Genomic DNA, 18291 nt, shown 5'->3' with positions numbered 1-18291 from the left:
GATAAAAATGAAAACGCTGCTGATTTTGGATAAATCACTGGGCCTGGCGAGAAGCCAACTGGTGAAGAACCTACTCGGCGCTGCCGCTGCGAAAGCAGGGGTGACGTTTACAGAACAAGCTAACGACGCAGAACTGGCGATCGTTCTGGGTGCATCCGCTGCGGCGGACAGTGCTCTGAATGGCAAGCAGGTTTATGTCGGTGATATTGAACTGGCTGTTTCACAGCCGGAAGCTTTTTTAGCGAAAGCGCAAGCTGAAGCAACGGCGTATCAGGCTGTCGCGTCAGCATCCGTTCAGCAGCCCGCAACTGCCAAGCGTATTGTTGCGATAACAGCGTGCCCGACCGGCGTCGCGCACACGTTTATGGCGGCTGAAGCGATTGAAAGCGAAGCGAAAAAACGCGGCTGGTGGGTTAAAGTGGAAACGCGCGGTTCCGTTGGCGCAGGTAACGCGATTACCCCAGAAGAAGTAGAACAGGCCGATCTGGTGATCGTCGCGGCGGATATTGAAGTCGATCTGGCGAAGTTTGCCGGTAAGAAGATGTATCGCACCTCGACCGGGCTGGCACTGAAGAAAACGGCGCAGGAGTTAGATAAAGCGCAGGCTGAAGCTAAAGTGTATCAGCCATCCGGGCAAGCCAGTGCGTCAAGCGCGAGCGAGTCTGGTCAAAAAGGCGGGGCAGGCCCGTATCGTCACCTGTTGACCGGCGTGTCTTACATGCTGCCGATGGTGGTGGCGGGCGGTCTGTGTATCGCGCTGTCGTTTGTCTTTGGTATTGAAGCCTTTAAACAGGAAGGTACGCTGGCAGCGGCGCTGATGAAGATCGGCGGCGGTTCTGCCTTTGCGCTGATGGTACCGGTGCTGGCGGGCTATATCGCGTTCTCCATTGCGGATCGTCCGGGCTTAACGCCAGGTCTGGTTGGCGGGATGTTGGCGGTGAGTACGGGTGCAGGCTTCCTTGGCGGGATTATTGCCGGTTTCCTGGCGGGTTATATCGCCAGAGCGATCAACAATAAACTGATTCTGCCGCAAAGTTTGACGGCACTAAAACCGATCCTGATTATCCCGCTGTTCGCTACATTGATCACCGGTCTTATCATGATTTACGTCGTTGGTACGCCAGTGGCGAAAATCCTGACTGGCCTGACAGGCTGGCTGCAATCCATGGGCACGGCGAATGCGGTGATTCTGGGTGCGATTCTGGGTGCGATGATGTGTACGGATATGGGCGGCCCGGTTAACAAAGTGGCTTATGTCTTCGGTACAACCTTGCTCAGTAGCCAGATTTATGCACCGATGGCCGCCGTGATGGCTGCTGGTATGGTGCCACCGTTGGCAATGGGTCTGGCGACCGTGCTGGCAAGCAAGAAATTCAACCCGACCGAGCGTGAAGGCGGTAAAGCGGCATTTGTACTGGGCCTGTGCTTTATTTCCGAAGGGGCGATTCCTTACGCCGCGCGTGATCCAATGCGCGTTCTGCCTTGTTGTATCGTCGGTGGCGCACTGACGGGTGCGCTGTCAATGGCGGTGGGTGCTAAGTTAATGGCACCACACGGTGGTCTGTTCGTGCTGTTGATCCCTGGCGCGATTACCCCGGTTATCGGCTATCTGTTAGCGATCATTGCGGGAACGGCGGTAGCGGGTGTGCTGTACGCACTGCTGAAACGCTCTGATGAACAACTGGCGAAAGTCGCGTAAGTCTGACTTTTACGATGCAGGAAACGGCGTCGTGAATAACAAGTAATGCCATAACACAAGGATGTGAATGAGATAGCGCCAGTTGGTATTAACCAACTGGCGCTTTTTTATGGGCTCTAGCTCAGACGCAAGAAAAGCGATCCGAGGAACGGAAACGGGGGAATGGGATAGAGGAGTAAAGCGTTTGCGCCAGGGATGTATTCACAGCGTCTTTACGATCTACCCATTACCTCCGTTTGGCACAATCGACTAGCAACTTTAAAAATATGTTGCAACTTTATGATATGAAAAGGTTAATCAGCATTGTGCTTCGGATTTGAGCCAGGCGATTTCGTCAGCCCAGATATCGGGGTTGATCGTTTCCAAAATCATCGGGATACCGTCAAAACGGGCATCTTTCATGATATAGCTGAAAGCGGTTTTGCCGATATTGCCTTCCCCCAGACTGTGGTGTCGGTCAACCCGGCTGCCGAACGTACTTTTCGCATCATTTAAATGCATCCCGCGCAAATACCGGAACCCAACAATGCGATCGAATTCAGCAAAAGTCGCTTCGCAATCAGCGTCTGTCCGCAGGTCATAGCCACCGGCAAACGCGTGGCAGGTATCGATACAGACGCCAACGCGGCTTTTATCTTCTACGCCGTCGATGATGGCCGCCAGATGCTCAAAGCGAAAACCCAAATTACTGCCTTGCCCGGCGGTGTTCTCAATGACCGCGGTGACCCCGTCCGTTTCCGCCAGCGCGATGTTAATGGATTTGGCAATACGTGCCAGACAATCCGCTTCCTCAATCTGTTTCAGATGGCTACCGGGGTGAAAATTCAGCAGGCTTAGCCCAAGCTGTTGGCAGCGTGACATTTCATCAATAAACGCGATGCGTGATTTTTCCAGCGCTTCTTCGTCCGGGTGACCCAGATTAATCAGATAACTGTCGTGGGGTAGAATCTGTGCTGGTGCGTAGGCGTACTGTTCACACGCGGCTTTAAAACGGTCAATAACCTCTGTGCTGAGCGGTGCAGCCTGCCATTGGCGCTGGTTCTTGGTAAATAAAGCGAAAGCCGTCGCCTTTATTTCATGTGCGCGAATCACGGCCTGATCGACACCGCCTGCTGCGCTAACGTGCGCCCCGATGTATTTCATGTTGGTCTCCTCTGATAACGAGGACATTATGCAGGTTAATGAGACGTTAACAGGGAAATAATTTATCGTTAGCCGAATAAATGCTCGAAGAACAAATTAATTCCCGCACCACCGATTACCAGCCAGATAAACAAAACGAGTGCCAGCAAGAGCGGTTTTACTCCCGCCTGACGGATAGCGCTGAATCGGGTTGTCAGGCCCAACGCAACCATCGCCATGGTCAGCAGCACATTATCGAGTTGAACTAAGTGGGCGACGAGTGTGGGAGGAAGTAGCTGGAAGGAATTGAAGGCCGCTACGGCGATAAACCCCAGCGCAAACCACGGGAACATCAGTGGCATGTTCTCTTCTACATCACTTTTTAGTGTCGCTTTCTTCAGAAAGAACCCAAGAATGAGGAGGAAAGGTGCCAGCAGCATCACGCGCAGCATTTTACTGATGACGGCGATGTTTTCCGTTGCACTATCGACGGCATGCCCTGCGGCAACGGCCTGAGCGACTTCGTGTATCGTTGAACCAAAGTACAGCCCGACGATTTGCGGTGTGACCGCCATCCAGTGATGTTCGAGGTTGAGCTGATAGAGCCACGGGTACAAAAACATGGCTGTCGTACCGAAAATCACCACGGTGGAAACCGCGACGGCAATCGCATTGCTGGACGCTTTGACCACGGGGGCTGTCGCCATGATCGCTGCCGCACCACAGATACTACTGCCCGCACCGATGAGAATCACGGTTTCAGTGTCGAGCTTCAGCCAGCGTTTTCCTATCCAACAGGCGAGCAGAAATGTCAGCGTGACCACGGTGAGATCGACCGCAATGCCAGTAACGCCCACGGCAGCAACCTGCTGCAAGCTGAGACGAAAACCATAAAGTATGATACCCCAGCGTAGTAAATACTGTTTGGCCCACTGCACGCCAGGATCGCAGAGAGGATGACACTGCGGATAAACGCTATTCCCCAACACGATCCCAGTCAGGATGGCCAATGTCAGCGAACCGGGCCCCCAGTGGGCGATTTTCGGAATATTTGCCAGCCAGAGAAGTGAAAAAGTTATTAAACTGATTAATAGCAGGCCGGGGAATCGCCGTTTCGCGCCATCAGGTGGTGCTATCGTTGCTAATACCGTAGGAAGAGCCATGGATTTGCTGCCTATTCTGACCGTACCGAATTGAGAAGCCAGCTTATAATCCACAAGATTAAAAGAGAAATTGATTATATATTTATAACCTATAGATATTTCAGATAAAGAGCGCACTATGCATATCACGTTACGTCAGCTGGAAGTCTTTGCTGAAGTCCTGAAAAGTGGTTCAACAACGCAGGCCTCCGTTGTACTCGCCCTTTCTCAATCGGCGGTCAGCGCCGCGTTGGCGGATTTAGAAGGGCAATTGGGCGTTCAACTCTTCGATCGCGTGGGTAAACGACTGGTGGTTAATGAACATGGCCGCTTGCTTTATCCCAAGGCGTTGGCGTTACTTGAACAGTCAATCGAGATTGAACAGCTCTTCCGGCGTGATAATGGGGCGCTGCGTATTTATGCCAGCAGTACCATTGGGAACTATTTACTGCCTGCGATGATTGCCCGCTATCGCCATGATTACCCTGAAATTCCGCTTGAACTGCATGTCGGTAATACGAAAGATGTCATTACTCGCGTGTCTGAATTCAGTGTTGACTTAGGCCTGATTGAAGGTCCTTGTCATCACCCTGATTTGATTACCCAACCCTGGTTGGAAGATGAGCTGGTGGTATTTTGTTCTCCCGAACATCCACTCAGTCGGGGCGCGGTATCACTAGCCGCGTTGGCGGATGCGCAGTGGATCTTGCGTGAACGCGGTTCGGGCACACGCGAAGTGCTTGATCATTTGCTGCTAACGCACCTATCGCATTTTCATCTGGTGATGGAGTTAGGCAATTCAGAGGCGATTAAGCATGCGGTTCGCCACGGAATTGGCATCAGCTGTCTTTCGCGGCATGTGATTGCTGAGCAACTGGCGGCAGGCTCGCTGGTAGAGTTGAAGGTGCCATTGCCTAAGCTCACGCGTACCTTGTATCTGGTGCACCACCGGCAGAAACATCTTTCAAACGTGTTGCGACGTTTCCTGAGTTATTGCTGTGAAACGGTATAGCGGAGCTATTTTCTGCTGCTAATAATTGGGCGTGAGTTATTAACCTCTCTTATAACTCGACGATCTTAACTATCCAGAGCAAGGCTATTTGCTACAATCCCGCCTCGTTTTTTAGCACGAGCATGCAGGATAACAATGGCTCAGCACGATATTCAACAAACTACACAGGGCGCACCGACCCTGCGCCGTGAACTAAAAGCGCGGCATTTAACGATGATCGCGATTGGCGGATCGATTGGAACCGGGTTATTTGTCGCTTCGGGTGCGACGGTTTCACAAGCGGGCCCGGGGGGGGCACTCCTGTCTTATGCCCTGATTGGGCTGATGGTTTACTTCCTGATGACCAGTCTGGGTGAACTGGCGGCATTTATGCCGGTTTCTGGCTCGTTCTCTACCTACGGTTCCCGCTATGTTGAAGAAGGTTTCGGCTTCGCGTTGGGGTGGAACTATTGGTACAACTGGGCGGTGACCATCGCGGTCGATCTGGTCGCGGCACAGTTAGTGATGGGATATTGGTTCCCCGAGGTTTCGGGCTGGATCTGGAGCGCCCTGTTTCTCGCGCTGATGTTCCTGCTTAACTACATTTCCGTAAAAGGGTTTGGCGAAGCCGAGTATTGGTTCTCACTGATTAAAGTGACGACGGTCATTATTTTCATTGCCGTTGGCGTGATGATGATTACGGGTATCATGAGCGGTGCGGAAAATGCGGGATTCCACAACTGGCAAATCGGTGATGCTCCGTTTGCGGGAGGATTCTCCGCCATGATCGGTGTGGCGATGATTGTTGGTTTCTCTTTTCAGGGCACGGAACTGATTGGTGTCGCTGCGGGTGAATCTAAAGAGCCGGGGAAAAATATACCGCGCGCGATTCGCCAGGTTTTCTGGCGCATCCTGCTGTTCTACATCTTCGCGATTCTGATTATCAGCTTAATCATTCCGTATACCGACCCGAACTTGCTGCGTAATGATGTAAAAGACATTACGGTGAGCCCGTTCACGCTGGTGTTTGAGAACGCGGGTCTGCTGTCTGCCGCTGCGGTGATGAATGCGGTCATCCTGACGGCGGTACTGTCGGCGGGTAACTCCGGGATGTACGCCTCTACGCGTATGCTGTTTACACTGGCATCGGAAGGTAAAGCGCCACGTATTTTCGCTAAGCTGTCGAAAGGCGGCGTGCCGCGCAATGCGCTGTATGCCACAACGGTGGTAGCGGCGCTGTGTTTCCTGTCTTCTTTGTATGGTAACCAAACGGTTTATCTGTGGCTGCTGAATACTTCCGGCATGACGGGATTTATTGCCTGGTTGGGGATTGCAGTCAGCCATTATCGTTTCCGCCGTGGCTATGTGATGCAGGGACATGACTTGAGCCGCTTGCCTTATTTATCTCGTTTCTTCCCGCTTGGCCCGATTTTCGCGTTCGTGCTCTGCCTGATTATCACGTTGGGGCAGAATTATCAGGCGTTTCTGGAAGATAACATTGACTGGTATGGTGTGACGGCGACATACATCGGTATTCCGCTGTTCCTGCTGATTTGGCTCGGCTATAAGCTGTATCGTGGAACGGGCTTCATTAAGTATCAGGATATGACGTTCCCGGATCATAAAGACTAATTGTGGTCATGCGGTCAATGTGGCCGCTTTTTCCCTTGTCCCTCTCTTTTCACGCCGCCGATGAAATTTTCATCAGCGGCGTTTTTATTCTCCAAAATCATATTTTTATATCAAAATATTTGAATATCATGGTTGCTACAGACGCCCGTCTGATTGTTTTTTATTCTTTCGATTAGATGAGTTCTCACTAAGAAAATCGACATTTATAAACGGGAGTTAAACGAACTTTAAAACGCTAATAATTATCATTTACGTTTTTATGCATTCCTTTACACTATTTTTCGCAAAAAAAATTCAATAAAATAACGAGGAATCATGAAAGGAAATTCTCTGATTAATCTCAAAAACGCAGTGGCTCTGGCACTCGCTGCAACAGCAGCAAACGCAGCGGTGGCGGCAGGTAATAATGATGTTCTGGTTGTCACCGCAAGTGGTTATGAGAAAAAATTGACGAATGCGCCAGCTTCCATCTCTGTCGTCAGCGAAGAAGAACTCTCTCAAAAAAGCTATCACGATCTGGGAGAGGCGTTAAGCGGTGTGGAAGGCGTTGATGTGCGCAGCGGAACGGGTAAAACCGGTGGCTTGGACATCAGTATCCGCGGTATGCCGAGCAGTTACACCCTGATCCTGATTGATGGTGTGCGTCAGAATGCCAGTGGGGATACAACGCCGAATGGCTTTGACACCATGAATACGGCGGTGATGCCGCCGTTGTCTGCCATTGAGCGTATTGAAGTGATTCGCGGGCCGATGTCGACGCTGTATGGCTCTGATGCGATTGGCGGTGTGGTTAACATTATCACCAAGAAAGACAGCAAGCAGTGGCGTGGCAGCGTTAATCTGTCGCATACGGTGCAGGAACACCGCAAATGGGGTGACAGCTCCACGCTGGGGTTCTATACCTCCGGTCCGTTGGTGAATGATCAATTTAGTTTGGCATTGCGCGGTAATGTTGAGCATCGTCAGGCTTCTAGTGTGACCTCATTAAATAACAACGGTGGTGATACTCGCATACCTTTCCCGACCAAGACTGATAACTACAATGTCGGTGGGAAGCTGAGCTTTAAAACCAGCGAGGCGAATACCCTGTGGGTTGATGGCGATGTTTCGCGCCAGACTTATGATAATAACAACAGCCAATTGGGGCCGATTGGGATCACCGGCGGCGGCTATCGCGATGAGTTGCGCTTTGAGCGTAATAAGCTGGCGATAGGGCATGATACCGATCTGTCGTTTGGACGTTGGAGCTCGAACCTTTCCTATGCTGTGACCGAAAACAAAGGTCGCTTACTGACACCACGAGTGTTGAATACCGCTAATGCAAATCTTGCTGGTCGCGACCGCGAACTGAAAAATACCAACACGATCTTTGATACGATGCTGGTGTCGCCAGTCGGGGAAGATCATCTGCTAACGGTCGGTGGACAGCTTTGGAATGCACGCCTTAAAGATGGCATTGTGCTGGCAAACAGTGGCGAGACGTTTGAACAAAAAAGCTGGTCACTGTATGCGGAAGACGACTGGCAATTACTCGACCCATTGTCACTGACATTAGGTGCCCGCTATGAGAAACATGATAGCTTCGGCGGCCATCTTAGCCCACGCGCTTATCTGGTGTGGAATGTAGCAGATGACTGGACGGTAAAAGGTGGCGTGAGTACCGGATACAAAGCGCCTTCTTTGGCACAATTGCATAACGGCGTCAGCGGCGTTGGCGGAAATGGAACAACGAGTACGATCGGTAATCCGAATCTTAAGCCGGAAGAGAGCACCAACTTTGAAACCGGGGTGTACTACGCGAACGCAGCAGATGTGAAGGCGAACATCACCGGGTTCGTTAACCATTATAAAAATGCGATTGATTCAGTTGAACTCAATAGTTCAACGGGGACGTATCGCAACATTGGCAAAGCCAGAACGCAAGGCGTGGAGCTGGCAACGTCCTTCCCGGTATTCGTGCCAGATGTCACCCTCGCGTTGAACTACACCTATACGCATAGCGAACAAATTGGTGGAAAAAATCCAGGTGCGGCATTGACCACGACCGCTAAGCATATGGCGAATGCTCGCTTAAACTGGCAGATCGATGAGCAGTGGAATAGCTGGTTGTCGGCAGAATACCGAGCGAATACGCCTCGTTTTACCAGCAATTATGCGAATTTGAATGATGCTCAAAAGCTGGTATATGACGATCGTGGCGCTGACCTGAAATCCTGGACGGTGGTGAATCTGGGGACGTCATATAAAGTCACGAAGGATGTTACGCTGAACGGTACAGTGAATAATCTGCTGGACAAGGATTTCTCTCAGGTACAGAGCTATACATCGGGCCGTAACACGTATTATGCCGGTGATTACTTTGGGAGCAGTTCCTTTACGACAGGCTATGTTATGCCAGGCCGTAACTACTGGATGTCAGTCAACGTAACCTTCTAAATTGCCATCTTGCCCCGAAACGGAGATTCACCCGTTTCGGGGTGTTAACATGTTGTATCCATCGGCACCCTCATCCACATTTCTGCTTCATTTCTCTTGCGCTAATTCTGCCCACTTTTCACTGCACATTTATCTTTTCTATTTTGATTATGGTTTGTCGCCCTATTTTTTGTGATATTTCTGAATATCGCCGATAACAATGTCGATGCGCGAAATTCATTATATTAGGTATTGTTAATTGCTTTAATGCTGACTACGCTTCACGTTACGGAGTGATGGATTTTCGATGAGATAGGTGATGTAACGTTATTAATACGTTCGTTGTTCTGTGTCATACAGAGAATTTAATTCATTAGTTTTGTATGAGAATACCTGTCGTGATTGCCGATTGCGGAGTCCTTGATATCTGAAATCGTTAATCAGTGTATGAATAGCAACCAGGGCACGATGATGTTAAAAATTACCTTTTTGGATAAAGGCTCACTGCCGGAAACCATTTTCCTAAAAAAGACGAGTTTTAGGCGTCCACAATGCCGCCATGAATGGATTGAATATAGCTATACCTCTCCTGAACAAGTTATCGCCCGAGCGAAAGACACTCACGTTATCATCACGAATAAAGCACTATTAACGCGAGATACCTTAGTCGCGTTGCCTGCGCTGAAGCTGATTGCCGTGACGGCAACAGGAACCGACAATATCGATCTTGCTGCCGCCAAAGAGCTGGGTATTACGGTCAAAAATGTACCGGGCTATTCTACGCAAGCCGTGTCTGAACACGTGATTGCCATGATGTTCGCGCTGAAACACAGCCTTATGGCGTGGTATCGCGATCAACTGAGCGATCGCTGGGCCAGCCAGTCACAATTTGCTTATTTTGATCATCCGGTCAAGGACATTGCGGGTTCCACGTTGGGCATCATCGGTGCTGGTACGATTGGGCAGGAAGTGGCTCGTCTGGCACAGGCGCTGGGTATGAAGGTGATTTTTGCCGAACATAGAGGCGTCTCGCAGTGTCGTGCCGGGTATTTACCGTTTGAGGATGTCCTGCGTCTGGCGGATGTCATTTCACTCAACTGTCCGCTTAATGCGAGCACGCAGCATCTGATCAATTCGGAGACGCTTGCGCTGTGTAAGCCAACTGCGTTTATTATTAATACCGCCAGAGGTGGGCTGATTGATGAGCGCGCATTAGCTGCGGCATTGCTCGAGCGCAGCATTGCCGGTGCCGCGTTGGACTGCCTGACACAAGAGCCGCCGGAAAAAGACAATCCCCTGATGGTGGCTGCTAAAACCCTGCCTAATCTTCTGATTACACCACATATCTCCTGGACGTCTGCCTCATCGCTGCAACTGTTGATGGAAAAGACGATTGAAAATATAGATGAGTATGTTCAGCAGAATGGGTACAAATAAGCGATAACTTGATTCAGCCGGGTATGAGGGAATATTGCCCGGCAGCGGGAATATGATATTCATCAACTTTAACTGTTTATCAAAATTTAATGTTTCATAGGGTGTGTCATTCGCGCTATACCCATAAAGGATGAAACTGTTACGTACAGGACGTAAAGCAAAACGTTATTATTCTCATTCCACTGCAAGTGAGCTGCTCATTGGCGGCATTCACTACCCGAATCACTTACTTACCTCGGTGGTTCGGGATTAAATGAAAAATACTCGATCGCTTATCTTCGCTTTTCATCTTCCAGAAAATAGAATTACCAAGTTGTTTTTGTGATTATTCTTATTTTTAATGGGAATATTTAATTATTAATAATAACGACCATACATAACGTAATAGCATGAGTACGGTGATATGTGCTGTGGCAAAAACTGAGTGGATGAAGGACGGCGTGGGTTGTGCGTCCGCCCACATTCGGATGAAAGGGGCGGATGCGAGCAATATCAGCGTTTCTGGATATACGTCATGGCTAGCGCGAGCGCGAGAACCAGACCTTTGATGATATCCATGGCGTAATAAGGAACGGAGAGCATCACCAGCCCATTCTGTAAGACGCCCAGGATCACGGCTCCGAGTAGCGTACCCAGCGCATTCGGTTTGCCGGACCCCGCTAGCGAGAAGCCGATGTAGGCTGCGGCAACCGCATCCATTAAATAGCCGCCGCCGGCATTGACCTGTGAAGAGCCGATACGTGATGCGAGTAAGATGCCGCCCAGCGCCGCGAGTAGTGAAGAGAACACATACGCCTGTACTCGATAACGCGCGGTGCGAATGCCCGCGAGTCGCGCTGCCTCCGGGTTGCCGCCAATCGCGTACATCCGGCGACCGTGCTTGGTAAGGGACAGATATAGCTGCACCAGCACCGTAACCGCCAACATGATGACCACAATGACTGGCACTTGGCCCAGTGTGGCAAAGAATTCGGGAATGATGCCTTCCGCCATTTCACCGCTGGGCAACACCATGTTCTGCGTGATGGAGCCGCCATAACTATACGTCATCGCCACGCCTTGAATGACGAACAGGCTGGCGAGCGTCGCCAGCATATCGGGAATCTTCAGCACAACGATGAGGAAGGCGTTGAATAGCCCGACCAGCGTGCACAGCAGAAGCGTCAGAATAATCGCGCCAGTGGTGCCGAATCCATGCCAGACAAAGAGTGAGATAACCAGTGCATTGGCCAGCGATGCTGTCGACCCCACGGAAAGATCGAATCCGCCTACGGAGAGCGAGATGGAAACGCCAATCGCAATCACCGTAACAATGGCGATAGAACGCAGAATATTGATGATGTTATACGGGTCGAGAAAGTTGTCCGACGCCAGTCCGAAGAGGGCAACCAACGCGACAACCGTGATCAGCATGCCCCACTTATAGAGAAACTCGAAAACGTGGTGACGGAAGGGGAGCGCCCCGTTAGATGAAAGTGGGTGACTCACGCGGGAGTTCCTCCAGTTGAATATAAAAGTAGGGTTTCTTCGTCAATGTCCGCAGCGTTCAACTCTGCGACAATTCTGCCATCCCATAGCACGCAGATGCGATCGCAGAGTCCGACCAGTTCGGAGAACTCGCCTGACGCATAAATAATGCCTTTGCCCTGACGGGCGAGGTTGTCAATCAGTGTGAACAGATCCTGTTTGGCCTTGATATCCACGCCTTTGGTGGGTTCATCAAAAATCAGAACCTGTGCTTCGCTCCGTAGCCACTTGCCGATGGCGACTTTTTGCTGGTTGCCACCCGATAGGCGCGCCAGCTTTTGCGCCGGGCCGGTGGTGCGAACCGCAAGCTGTTCAACGATCTGTTTCGCCCAGCGCAACGCTTTGCCTCGGCTGAATAGGCTCCAGCGGGAAAAGCTGTCGGTGGCGGTGATGCTGAGATTCATGGTGACGGATTCATCAATAAAAATGCCTTCTTTGCGCCGTTCTTCAGGCACCAGCGCCAGACCTTGCTCGACGGATCGATGAGGCGAATGCGGCTTCCAGGGGTGACCGCGATATTCTCCCTGTGCGATCTGGCAGGGTTCTGCGCCGAACAGCGCTTTACACAACTCGGTTTTACCCGCACCCGCTAGCCCGGCAATACCCAGAATTTCCCCTTTGCGCAACGTGAGCGAAATATTGTGCAGCAGCGTCTCGTCGTGCAAACCGGTGACCTGAAGCAGCACGTCGTCTGAAGGCGCGGCACGGCGCGGCGGGAAGATATCGTCAAGCCGATGCCCCAGCATTCTTTCTACAATTTCCTCGCCGCTCAGCCCCTGCATCGCACCACTACTGACAAATTCACCGTCCCGCAGAACGGTCAACGTATCGCAGATTTCACTCAACTCATGGATACGGTGGGAAATAAACACGATACCCATTCCCTCTGCCTGTAACCGGCGAACCACCTGAAAGAGGCGCGCGCTTTCAGCCTGATCCAATGGAGCGGTGGGTTCATCTAAAATCAGGAAGCGGCATTCGTGAGACAGCGCGCGGGCGAGCAGGATTTGCTGTTTCTCAGCCAGCGAGCAGGTATCCAGCCGTTGACGAACATTGAGGTGAACGCCAAGCTGATCGAGCAGCGTCTGCGCCTGACGGTATATCTGCGGCCAGCTCAGCAGATGCCCGTCCTGCGCTAACGTATCCAGCATAATGTTTTCCGCTACGGACAGCGTGGGAACCAGCGCGACATCGACTTCCTGCTGCACCAGATGAATACCGTACCGCTTGGCATCACGCGGCGAATGGACATCGACGGGTTTGCCATTAATCAGAATATCGCCTTGATAGTGATCGTAAGCACCTGACAAAATCGTCATGAGCGTGGATTTACCCGCACCGTTTGCGCCAGTCAGGGCATGAATCGATCCCCCTTCCAGAGTGAAATTAACCTGTTTGAGGGCGTGGAAACCAGAAAAGGAGATGGAAATGTTGCGCATTTCCAATCGGCTTTGGGAGGTAGGAATCATGGTCGGTAACGCTCTTGGCGATCAAGGTCATGAAATAACGGAAAAGAAAGGTAGCATATATCTCAGAGAATTTAATACAGCTTCATGTCTTTGAAAGACGTTGGCTATGAACGAAAAGGCATAAATTAAGTAAAAAAGTTCTTAATCTGCCGTAATTAAGTGAATAAGATGGCGTTATCAACAGGGTAGCGCAGAAGATTCATCTACCAGACAAACATAAAATAGAGCCGTGCTCAAAAGAGAGCGCGGCGAGGAATAGCCAAACATGCACACAACAACGGTTCGCGTTCAGGTGGGTCCCGCTAACTACTTCTCTTTCGCTGGCGCTATCGATAAATTGCTGGCGTTTTATCCGCCAGATGTGTTGAAAAACGCACTGTGGATCTACGGTGAACGAGCTATCGCCGCGGCGCGACCTTATTTACCGGTCGAGTTCGATGCACCTTCAGCCCGACACGTTCAGTTTGGTGCGCATTGCAGCGAGGGGGAAGTGGCAAAATTGGTCGCGCAGGCAGGCGAGGCATGTCAGGTCGTCATTGGCGTCGGTGGCGGGGCGGTGCTGGATACCGCGAAGGTTGCTGCGCGCCATATCGGCGTACCGCTGGTGGCGATCCCGACCATTGCGGCAACCTGTGCGGCCTGGACGCCGCTGTCCGTTTGGTATAATGATGCCGGGCAGGCATTACGCTTTGAAATTTTCACCGATGCCAACCATCTGGTGCTGGTTGAACCGCGGATTATGCTAGCCGCGCCGGTAGAATATCTGCTGGCTGGGGTCGGAGATACGTTGGCGAAGTGGTATGAGGCTGTCGTTCTCAGCCCCCAGCCTGAAACGCTACCGCTTTCTGTCCGTCTTGGCTTACAGACTGCGCTGGATATTCGCAATGTATTGTTGCAACAAAGCGCAGCGGCACTAGAAGCCGTCAAGCGTGGCGAGTTGACGCAGGATTTTCTGGATGTAGTTGATGCGATCATTGCCGGGGGCGGGATGGTTGGCGGATTGGGTGAGCGATACACCCGCGTAGCGGCGGCGCATGCGGTTCATAACGGCCTGACGGTGTTGCCGCAAACCGAACGTTTCCTGCATGGCACTAAGGTGGCCTATGGCATTCTGGTGCAGACTGCCTTGTTGGGCGATAGCGACACGCTGCGCCAGTTGAAGGCGGCGTTCAACGTGTTTGGTTTACCGACCTCGCTTGCCGCGCTGGATGTGGATATTCACGATCGCGCCGCGCTTCAGGCCGTGATTGCTCGCACCTTGCAGGCGGGGGAATCCATTCATTATCTGCCGCTGACTCTCAATGAAGAGGTCTTGCTGGCCGCGTTTAACACCGTTGAGTCTATCGGGGAATAAGCGGATAGGAAGAGGAGGGCGGAGAGCATTCTCCGCCCAAAAGACTATGATTTATCTTTAAAAACTACTGTGTTTTCTCGTAAGGGAATGAATTTTTGATATAGCTGACGTAGTAGCGGTACTTTGTTTTGCTTGCCATTAGCTCTTCATAAATCATGCGTGCTACGCCGCTGTAGAGATAGATGCTCCCATTAAGTAATTCGACTTCTAACTGACTTTTTTCTGCATCGTATCCGACTGAAAACAACTCTGTTGATGAAACTCGTTTTCTCTGCAAAATTAATCACTCCCAACGTATCAATACCGCATCCTGACGATATACCACCTTTTGGGTTTTCTAACCATATTGTGTTATGCCCGTCATACTTCAAGTTGCATGTGCGTTGGCTTCGTTCACTCACCCGAATCACTTACTTGAGTAAGCTCATCGGGATTCCTTCCCTTGCCGCCTTCCTGAAACTCGAATTATTTAGGGTATATGGCTTGGAATATATCGGGGTTAAACAGCAGCATATCGTTATTAGATCATCAATAATCAGTAAACGCTCACAGAATTCTTGCTTCGCCGCTCATCGCGCGGTTTGTCATGCATCGCCGGTGAGGTGATGTCTCGATCGCATCGTTAATCTTGAGCGAGAGCCTGCTGAAAACTTGGCTGGTTTTCTATTCGCTCAATGTACTGCTTGATATGTGGGTAACGGCTGAAATCCAAACGCGTCTTCGCCAAAACCAGCGGTACTGCCATTTGTATATCGGCACCGCTGAACGACTCACCGGCAAACCAGTCTTGTTTACTCAAATGTTGTTCGATGAACTGAAGTTGCGTAGTCAGACGTGGAACAATAAAGGCCTGCTCAATACTTTGCACAATTTTGCGTGCTATGGGACGGATGAAGAACGGCATCGGTGCGGACTCTGTCTTCGCCAACACCAAACGCATCACCAGCAGTGGCATAAGCGAACCTTCAGCAAAATGCAGCCAGAAGCGATAATCCAGCAACGCTTGCCCGTTCTGTGGACGGAGTTTACCGTTGCCGTAAGTATCAATCAGGTATTCCACAATGGCTCCAGATTCGGCAATCGTCAGGTCGCCATCGGTAATCACTGGCGATTTCCCTAGCGGGTGAATCTGTTTGAGCGCGGCCGGAGCGCTAAACGTTTTTGGGTCGCGCGCGTAGCGAACAATTTCATAGTCAATACCCAGCTCTTCTAGCAGCCAGGTTACACGAGTCGAACGGGATTTTTCGAGGTGATGAACGCGTATCATCCATTTCTCCTTTTTGTTTATCTTGGTTCCGTCATTCAGCACGGGGCAGGTGTGTGATCGTACCTTTTTGCGATTGCGTTCTAACAGGGAAGAGAAACCGCGCTCAGAGTGTACCTGAGCGCGGTTCTCAACGAGATAAGCATAGCACCATTATTCGCACAACTATCGTGCGAACAACTATTCTTCAAACAGATACTGAGCGTGGAAGCGCAGGTGATCTTCGATGAAGCTGGCGATGAAGAAATAGCTGTGATCATAGCCGGACTGTGTCCGCAGCGTTAGCGGCCATGCGTACTGGCTTGCCAATTCTTCCAGTTTCGCTGGTTGTAATTGGTCGGGCAGGAACTGATCGCAATCGCCCTGATCGACCAATATTGGCAGCTTCTTCTGGCTATTTGCCAGCAAATGACAGCTGTCATACTGCAACCACTGCGTTTCATCCTCGCCGAGGTAAGCGCTAAGCGCCTTGCGCCCCCAGGGAACCTGGCTTGGGTTAACGATCGGCGCGAACGCCGATGCTGAGCGAAATTGCTCTGGATTGCGCAACGCCAGCATCAGTGCGCCGTGCCCGCCCATAGAATGTCCACTGATGGACTGGCGATTATTTACGTTAAAATGTTGCTTAACCAGCGCGGGCAATTCCGTGCTGATGTAGTCATACATCCGGTAATGTGCCGCCCAAGGTGCCTGTGTGGCATTCACATAGAATCCTGCACCTTGACCCAGATCGTACCCGGCATCGTCTGCTACGCCATCGCCGCGCGGGCTGGTGTCCGGCATCACCAGCACCAGACCCAGTTCGGCGGCAACGCGCTGCGCGCCAGCTTTCGTCGTAAAGTTCTCGTCGTTGCAGGTTAACCCAGACAGCCAGTAAAGTACGGGCGGCGGGGTGTCATCCTGTGTCGGTGGCAGATAAATACTGAACGTCATCGCGGTGTTCAGCGTCTCTGACACATGGCGGTAGCGCTGTTGCCAGCCGCCAAACATACGGTGTTCTTCCAGCAGTTCCAGTGATGCGTTCATCGCTGTACAGCCTCCTTTTTATTCCTGACAGTGGCGCGATTAATCGAAATGAATCACGGTGCGAATCGATTTGCCTTCATGCATTAAATCGAATGCGGTATTGATGTCGTCCAGCCCCATGGTGTGGGTGATGAAGTCATTCAGCGGGAATTCGCCTTTCAGGTAACGATCGACAATGCCTGGCAGTTGGCTGCGGCCTTTCACCCCACCAAAAGCAGAACCGCGCCATACACGACCCGTTACCAGTTGGAACGGACGGGTTGCGATCTCTTCACCTGCGCCAGCCACACCGATGATGATGGATTCACCCCAGCCTTTATGACAGCACTCTAGCGCGGAACGCATGACGTTAACGTTACCGATACACTCGAAGGAGAAGTCCACGCCGCCATCAGTCAGCTCAACAATGACATCCTGAATGGGCTTATCGTAATCTTTCGGGTTGAGCAGATCGGTAGCACCCAGTTTGCGTGCCAGATCGAATTTGCTGGTGTTGAGATCGATACCGATGATGCGTCCGGCACCCGCCATCTGCGCGCCGATAATGGCTGACAAACCAATACCGCCGAGGCCGAAAATCGCAACCGTATCGCCTGGTTTAACCTTTGCTGTGTTCAGAACGGCGCCCATGCCGGTGGTGACGCCACAGCCGAGCAGGCAAACTTCTTCCAACGGGGCTTCTTTATTCACTTTCGCCAGTGAAATTTCAGGCACGACGGTGTGCTCGGCGAAAGTGGAGGTTCCCATGTAGTGGAAGATTGGTTGGCCATTTTTGGAGAAACGCGTGGTGCCGTCTGGCATCAGGCCCTTACCCTGCGTAGAGCGGATAGCCTGACACAGGTTGGTTTTCCCTGAACGACAGAATTTACATTCGCCACATTCCGGGGTGTAAAGCGGAATAACGTGATCGCCAACGGCAACGCTGGTTACACCTTCTCCAATTGCTTCTACAATCCCGCCGCCTTCATGACCCAGGATTGCGGGGAACACGCCTTCAGGATCTTTGCCGGATAGCGTATAGGCATCGGTGTGGCATACGCCGGTTGCAACGATGCGCACCAACACTTCACCTTTCTGCGGTGGCATTAGATCCACGTCTTCAACCGACAGTGGTTGGTTTGGCCCCCAGGCGATGGCAGCGCGGGTTTTAATCATTTGCATGGTGATGACTCCTAATAGCATACGGTTATGGGTTGTAAGTTGTATGAGAGGA

At 51.4% G+C, this 18291-nt stretch carries 14 protein-coding genes; 6 read left to right on the top strand and 8 right to left on the bottom strand.

Annotation, left to right across the window (positions count from 1 at the left end; genetic code table 11):
• Positions 1 to 7 precede the first annotated feature (7 nt).
• The gene (gene fruA, locus EDI29_RS08105; RefSeq protein WP_137740491.1) at positions 8 to 1699 is read left to right on the top strand and encodes a PTS fructose transporter subunit IIBC; all 1692 of its coding nucleotides are present in this window, start codon (positions 8 to 10) and stop codon (positions 1697 to 1699) included.
• A gap of 297 nt (positions 1700 to 1996) precedes the next feature.
• Here the strand turns inward: fruA and nfo are convergent, their stop codons facing one another.
• Both nfo and EDI29_RS08095 read right to left on the bottom strand, forming a co-directional pair.
• A complete protein-coding gene (gene nfo, locus EDI29_RS08100) occupies positions 1997 to 2842 on the bottom strand; it encodes a deoxyribonuclease IV (RefSeq protein WP_137740490.1) in 846 nt (281 codons plus the stop codon).
• Positions 2843 to 2910: 68 nt separating this feature from the next.
• Entirely contained in the window at positions 2911 to 3984 is a 1074-nt protein-coding gene (locus EDI29_RS08095; RefSeq protein ID WP_137740489.1) for a YeiH family protein, read from the bottom strand.
• A gap of 118 nt (positions 3985 to 4102) precedes the next feature.
• On the opposite strand from EDI29_RS08095, the gene yieE reads away from it, so the two are divergent.
• From yieE to EDI29_RS08075, 4 genes are all read left to right on the top strand, one after another.
• Positions 4103 to 4975 (top strand): DNA-binding transcriptional regulator YeiE, encoded by an 873-nt coding sequence (gene yieE / locus EDI29_RS08090; RefSeq protein WP_137740488.1) that lies wholly within the window; start codon positions 4103 to 4105, stop codon positions 4973 to 4975.
• Positions 4976 to 5110: 135 nt separating this feature from the next.
• On the top strand, positions 5111 to 6586 hold the full coding sequence (locus EDI29_RS08085) for an amino acid permease (protein WP_137740487.1): 1476 nt from the start codon (positions 5111 to 5113) through the stop codon (positions 6584 to 6586).
• A gap of 315 nt (positions 6587 to 6901) precedes the next feature.
• On the top strand, positions 6902 to 9022 hold the full coding sequence (locus EDI29_RS08080) for a TonB-dependent receptor (RefSeq protein ID WP_137740486.1): 2121 nt from the start codon (positions 6902 to 6904) through the stop codon (positions 9020 to 9022).
• A 426-nt stretch (positions 9023 to 9448) separates the two neighbouring features.
• A complete protein-coding gene (locus EDI29_RS08075) occupies positions 9449 to 10438 on the top strand; it encodes a 2-hydroxyacid dehydrogenase (protein WP_137740485.1) in 990 nt (329 codons plus the stop codon).
• 492 nt (positions 10439 to 10930) lie between these two features.
• On the opposite strand, the gene EDI29_RS08070 is transcribed toward EDI29_RS08075, so the two are convergent.
• Together EDI29_RS08070 and EDI29_RS08065 are read right to left on the bottom strand one after the other, a co-directional pair.
• Positions 10931 to 11851 carry an ABC transporter permease gene (locus EDI29_RS08070; protein WP_241664915.1) on the bottom strand — a complete coding sequence of 307 codons (921 nt, stop codon included), beginning with the start codon at positions 11849 to 11851 and terminating at the stop codon, positions 10931 to 10933.
• Positions 11852 to 11922: 71 nt separating this feature from the next.
• Positions 11923 to 13434, bottom strand: coding sequence for a sugar ABC transporter ATP-binding protein (locus tag EDI29_RS08065; protein WP_137740483.1), 1512 nt, complete (start codon positions 13432 to 13434; stop codon positions 11923 to 11925).
• A 265-nt stretch (positions 13435 to 13699) separates the two neighbouring features.
• On the opposite strand from EDI29_RS08065, the gene EDI29_RS08060 reads away from it, so the two are divergent.
• Positions 13700 to 14788 carry an oxidoreductase gene (locus EDI29_RS08060; protein ID WP_137740482.1) on the top strand — a complete coding sequence of 363 codons (1089 nt, stop codon included), beginning with the start codon at positions 13700 to 13702 and terminating at the stop codon, positions 14786 to 14788.
• 64 nt (positions 14789 to 14852) lie between these two features.
• Here EDI29_RS08060 and EDI29_RS08055 read toward each other — a convergent pair whose 3' ends face one another.
• The 4 genes from EDI29_RS08055 to EDI29_RS08040 form a co-directional block, all read right to left on the bottom strand.
• Positions 14853 to 15065 carry a KTSC domain-containing protein gene (locus EDI29_RS08055; RefSeq protein ID WP_137740481.1) on the bottom strand — a complete coding sequence of 71 codons (213 nt, stop codon included), beginning with the start codon at positions 15063 to 15065 and terminating at the stop codon, positions 14853 to 14855.
• Between the two features lie 345 nt (positions 15066 to 15410).
• Positions 15411 to 16055: a glutathione S-transferase family protein gene (locus EDI29_RS08050; protein WP_137740480.1), complete on the bottom strand. Its 645-nt coding sequence runs from the start codon at positions 16053 to 16055 to the stop codon at positions 15411 to 15413.
• Between the two features lie 177 nt (positions 16056 to 16232).
• On the bottom strand, positions 16233 to 17078 hold the full coding sequence (gene fghA / locus EDI29_RS08045) for an S-formylglutathione hydrolase (protein ID WP_137740479.1): 846 nt from the start codon (positions 17076 to 17078) through the stop codon (positions 16233 to 16235).
• Positions 17079 to 17117: 39 nt separating this feature from the next.
• Entirely contained in the window at positions 17118 to 18239 is a 1122-nt protein-coding gene (locus tag EDI29_RS08040) for an S-(hydroxymethyl)glutathione dehydrogenase/class III alcohol dehydrogenase (RefSeq protein WP_167494491.1), read from the bottom strand.
• Positions 18240 to 18291: the final 52 nt, after the last annotated feature.

Origin of the sequence: Pectobacterium polonicum, assembly GCF_005497185.1 — a bacterium.
GTDB classification, from domain to species: domain Bacteria; phylum Pseudomonadota; class Gammaproteobacteria; order Enterobacterales; family Enterobacteriaceae; genus Pectobacterium; species Pectobacterium polonicum.
The sequence above is the reverse complement of the archived record's forward strand: the minus strand, read 5'-3'. Positions and strand labels throughout refer to the sequence as shown.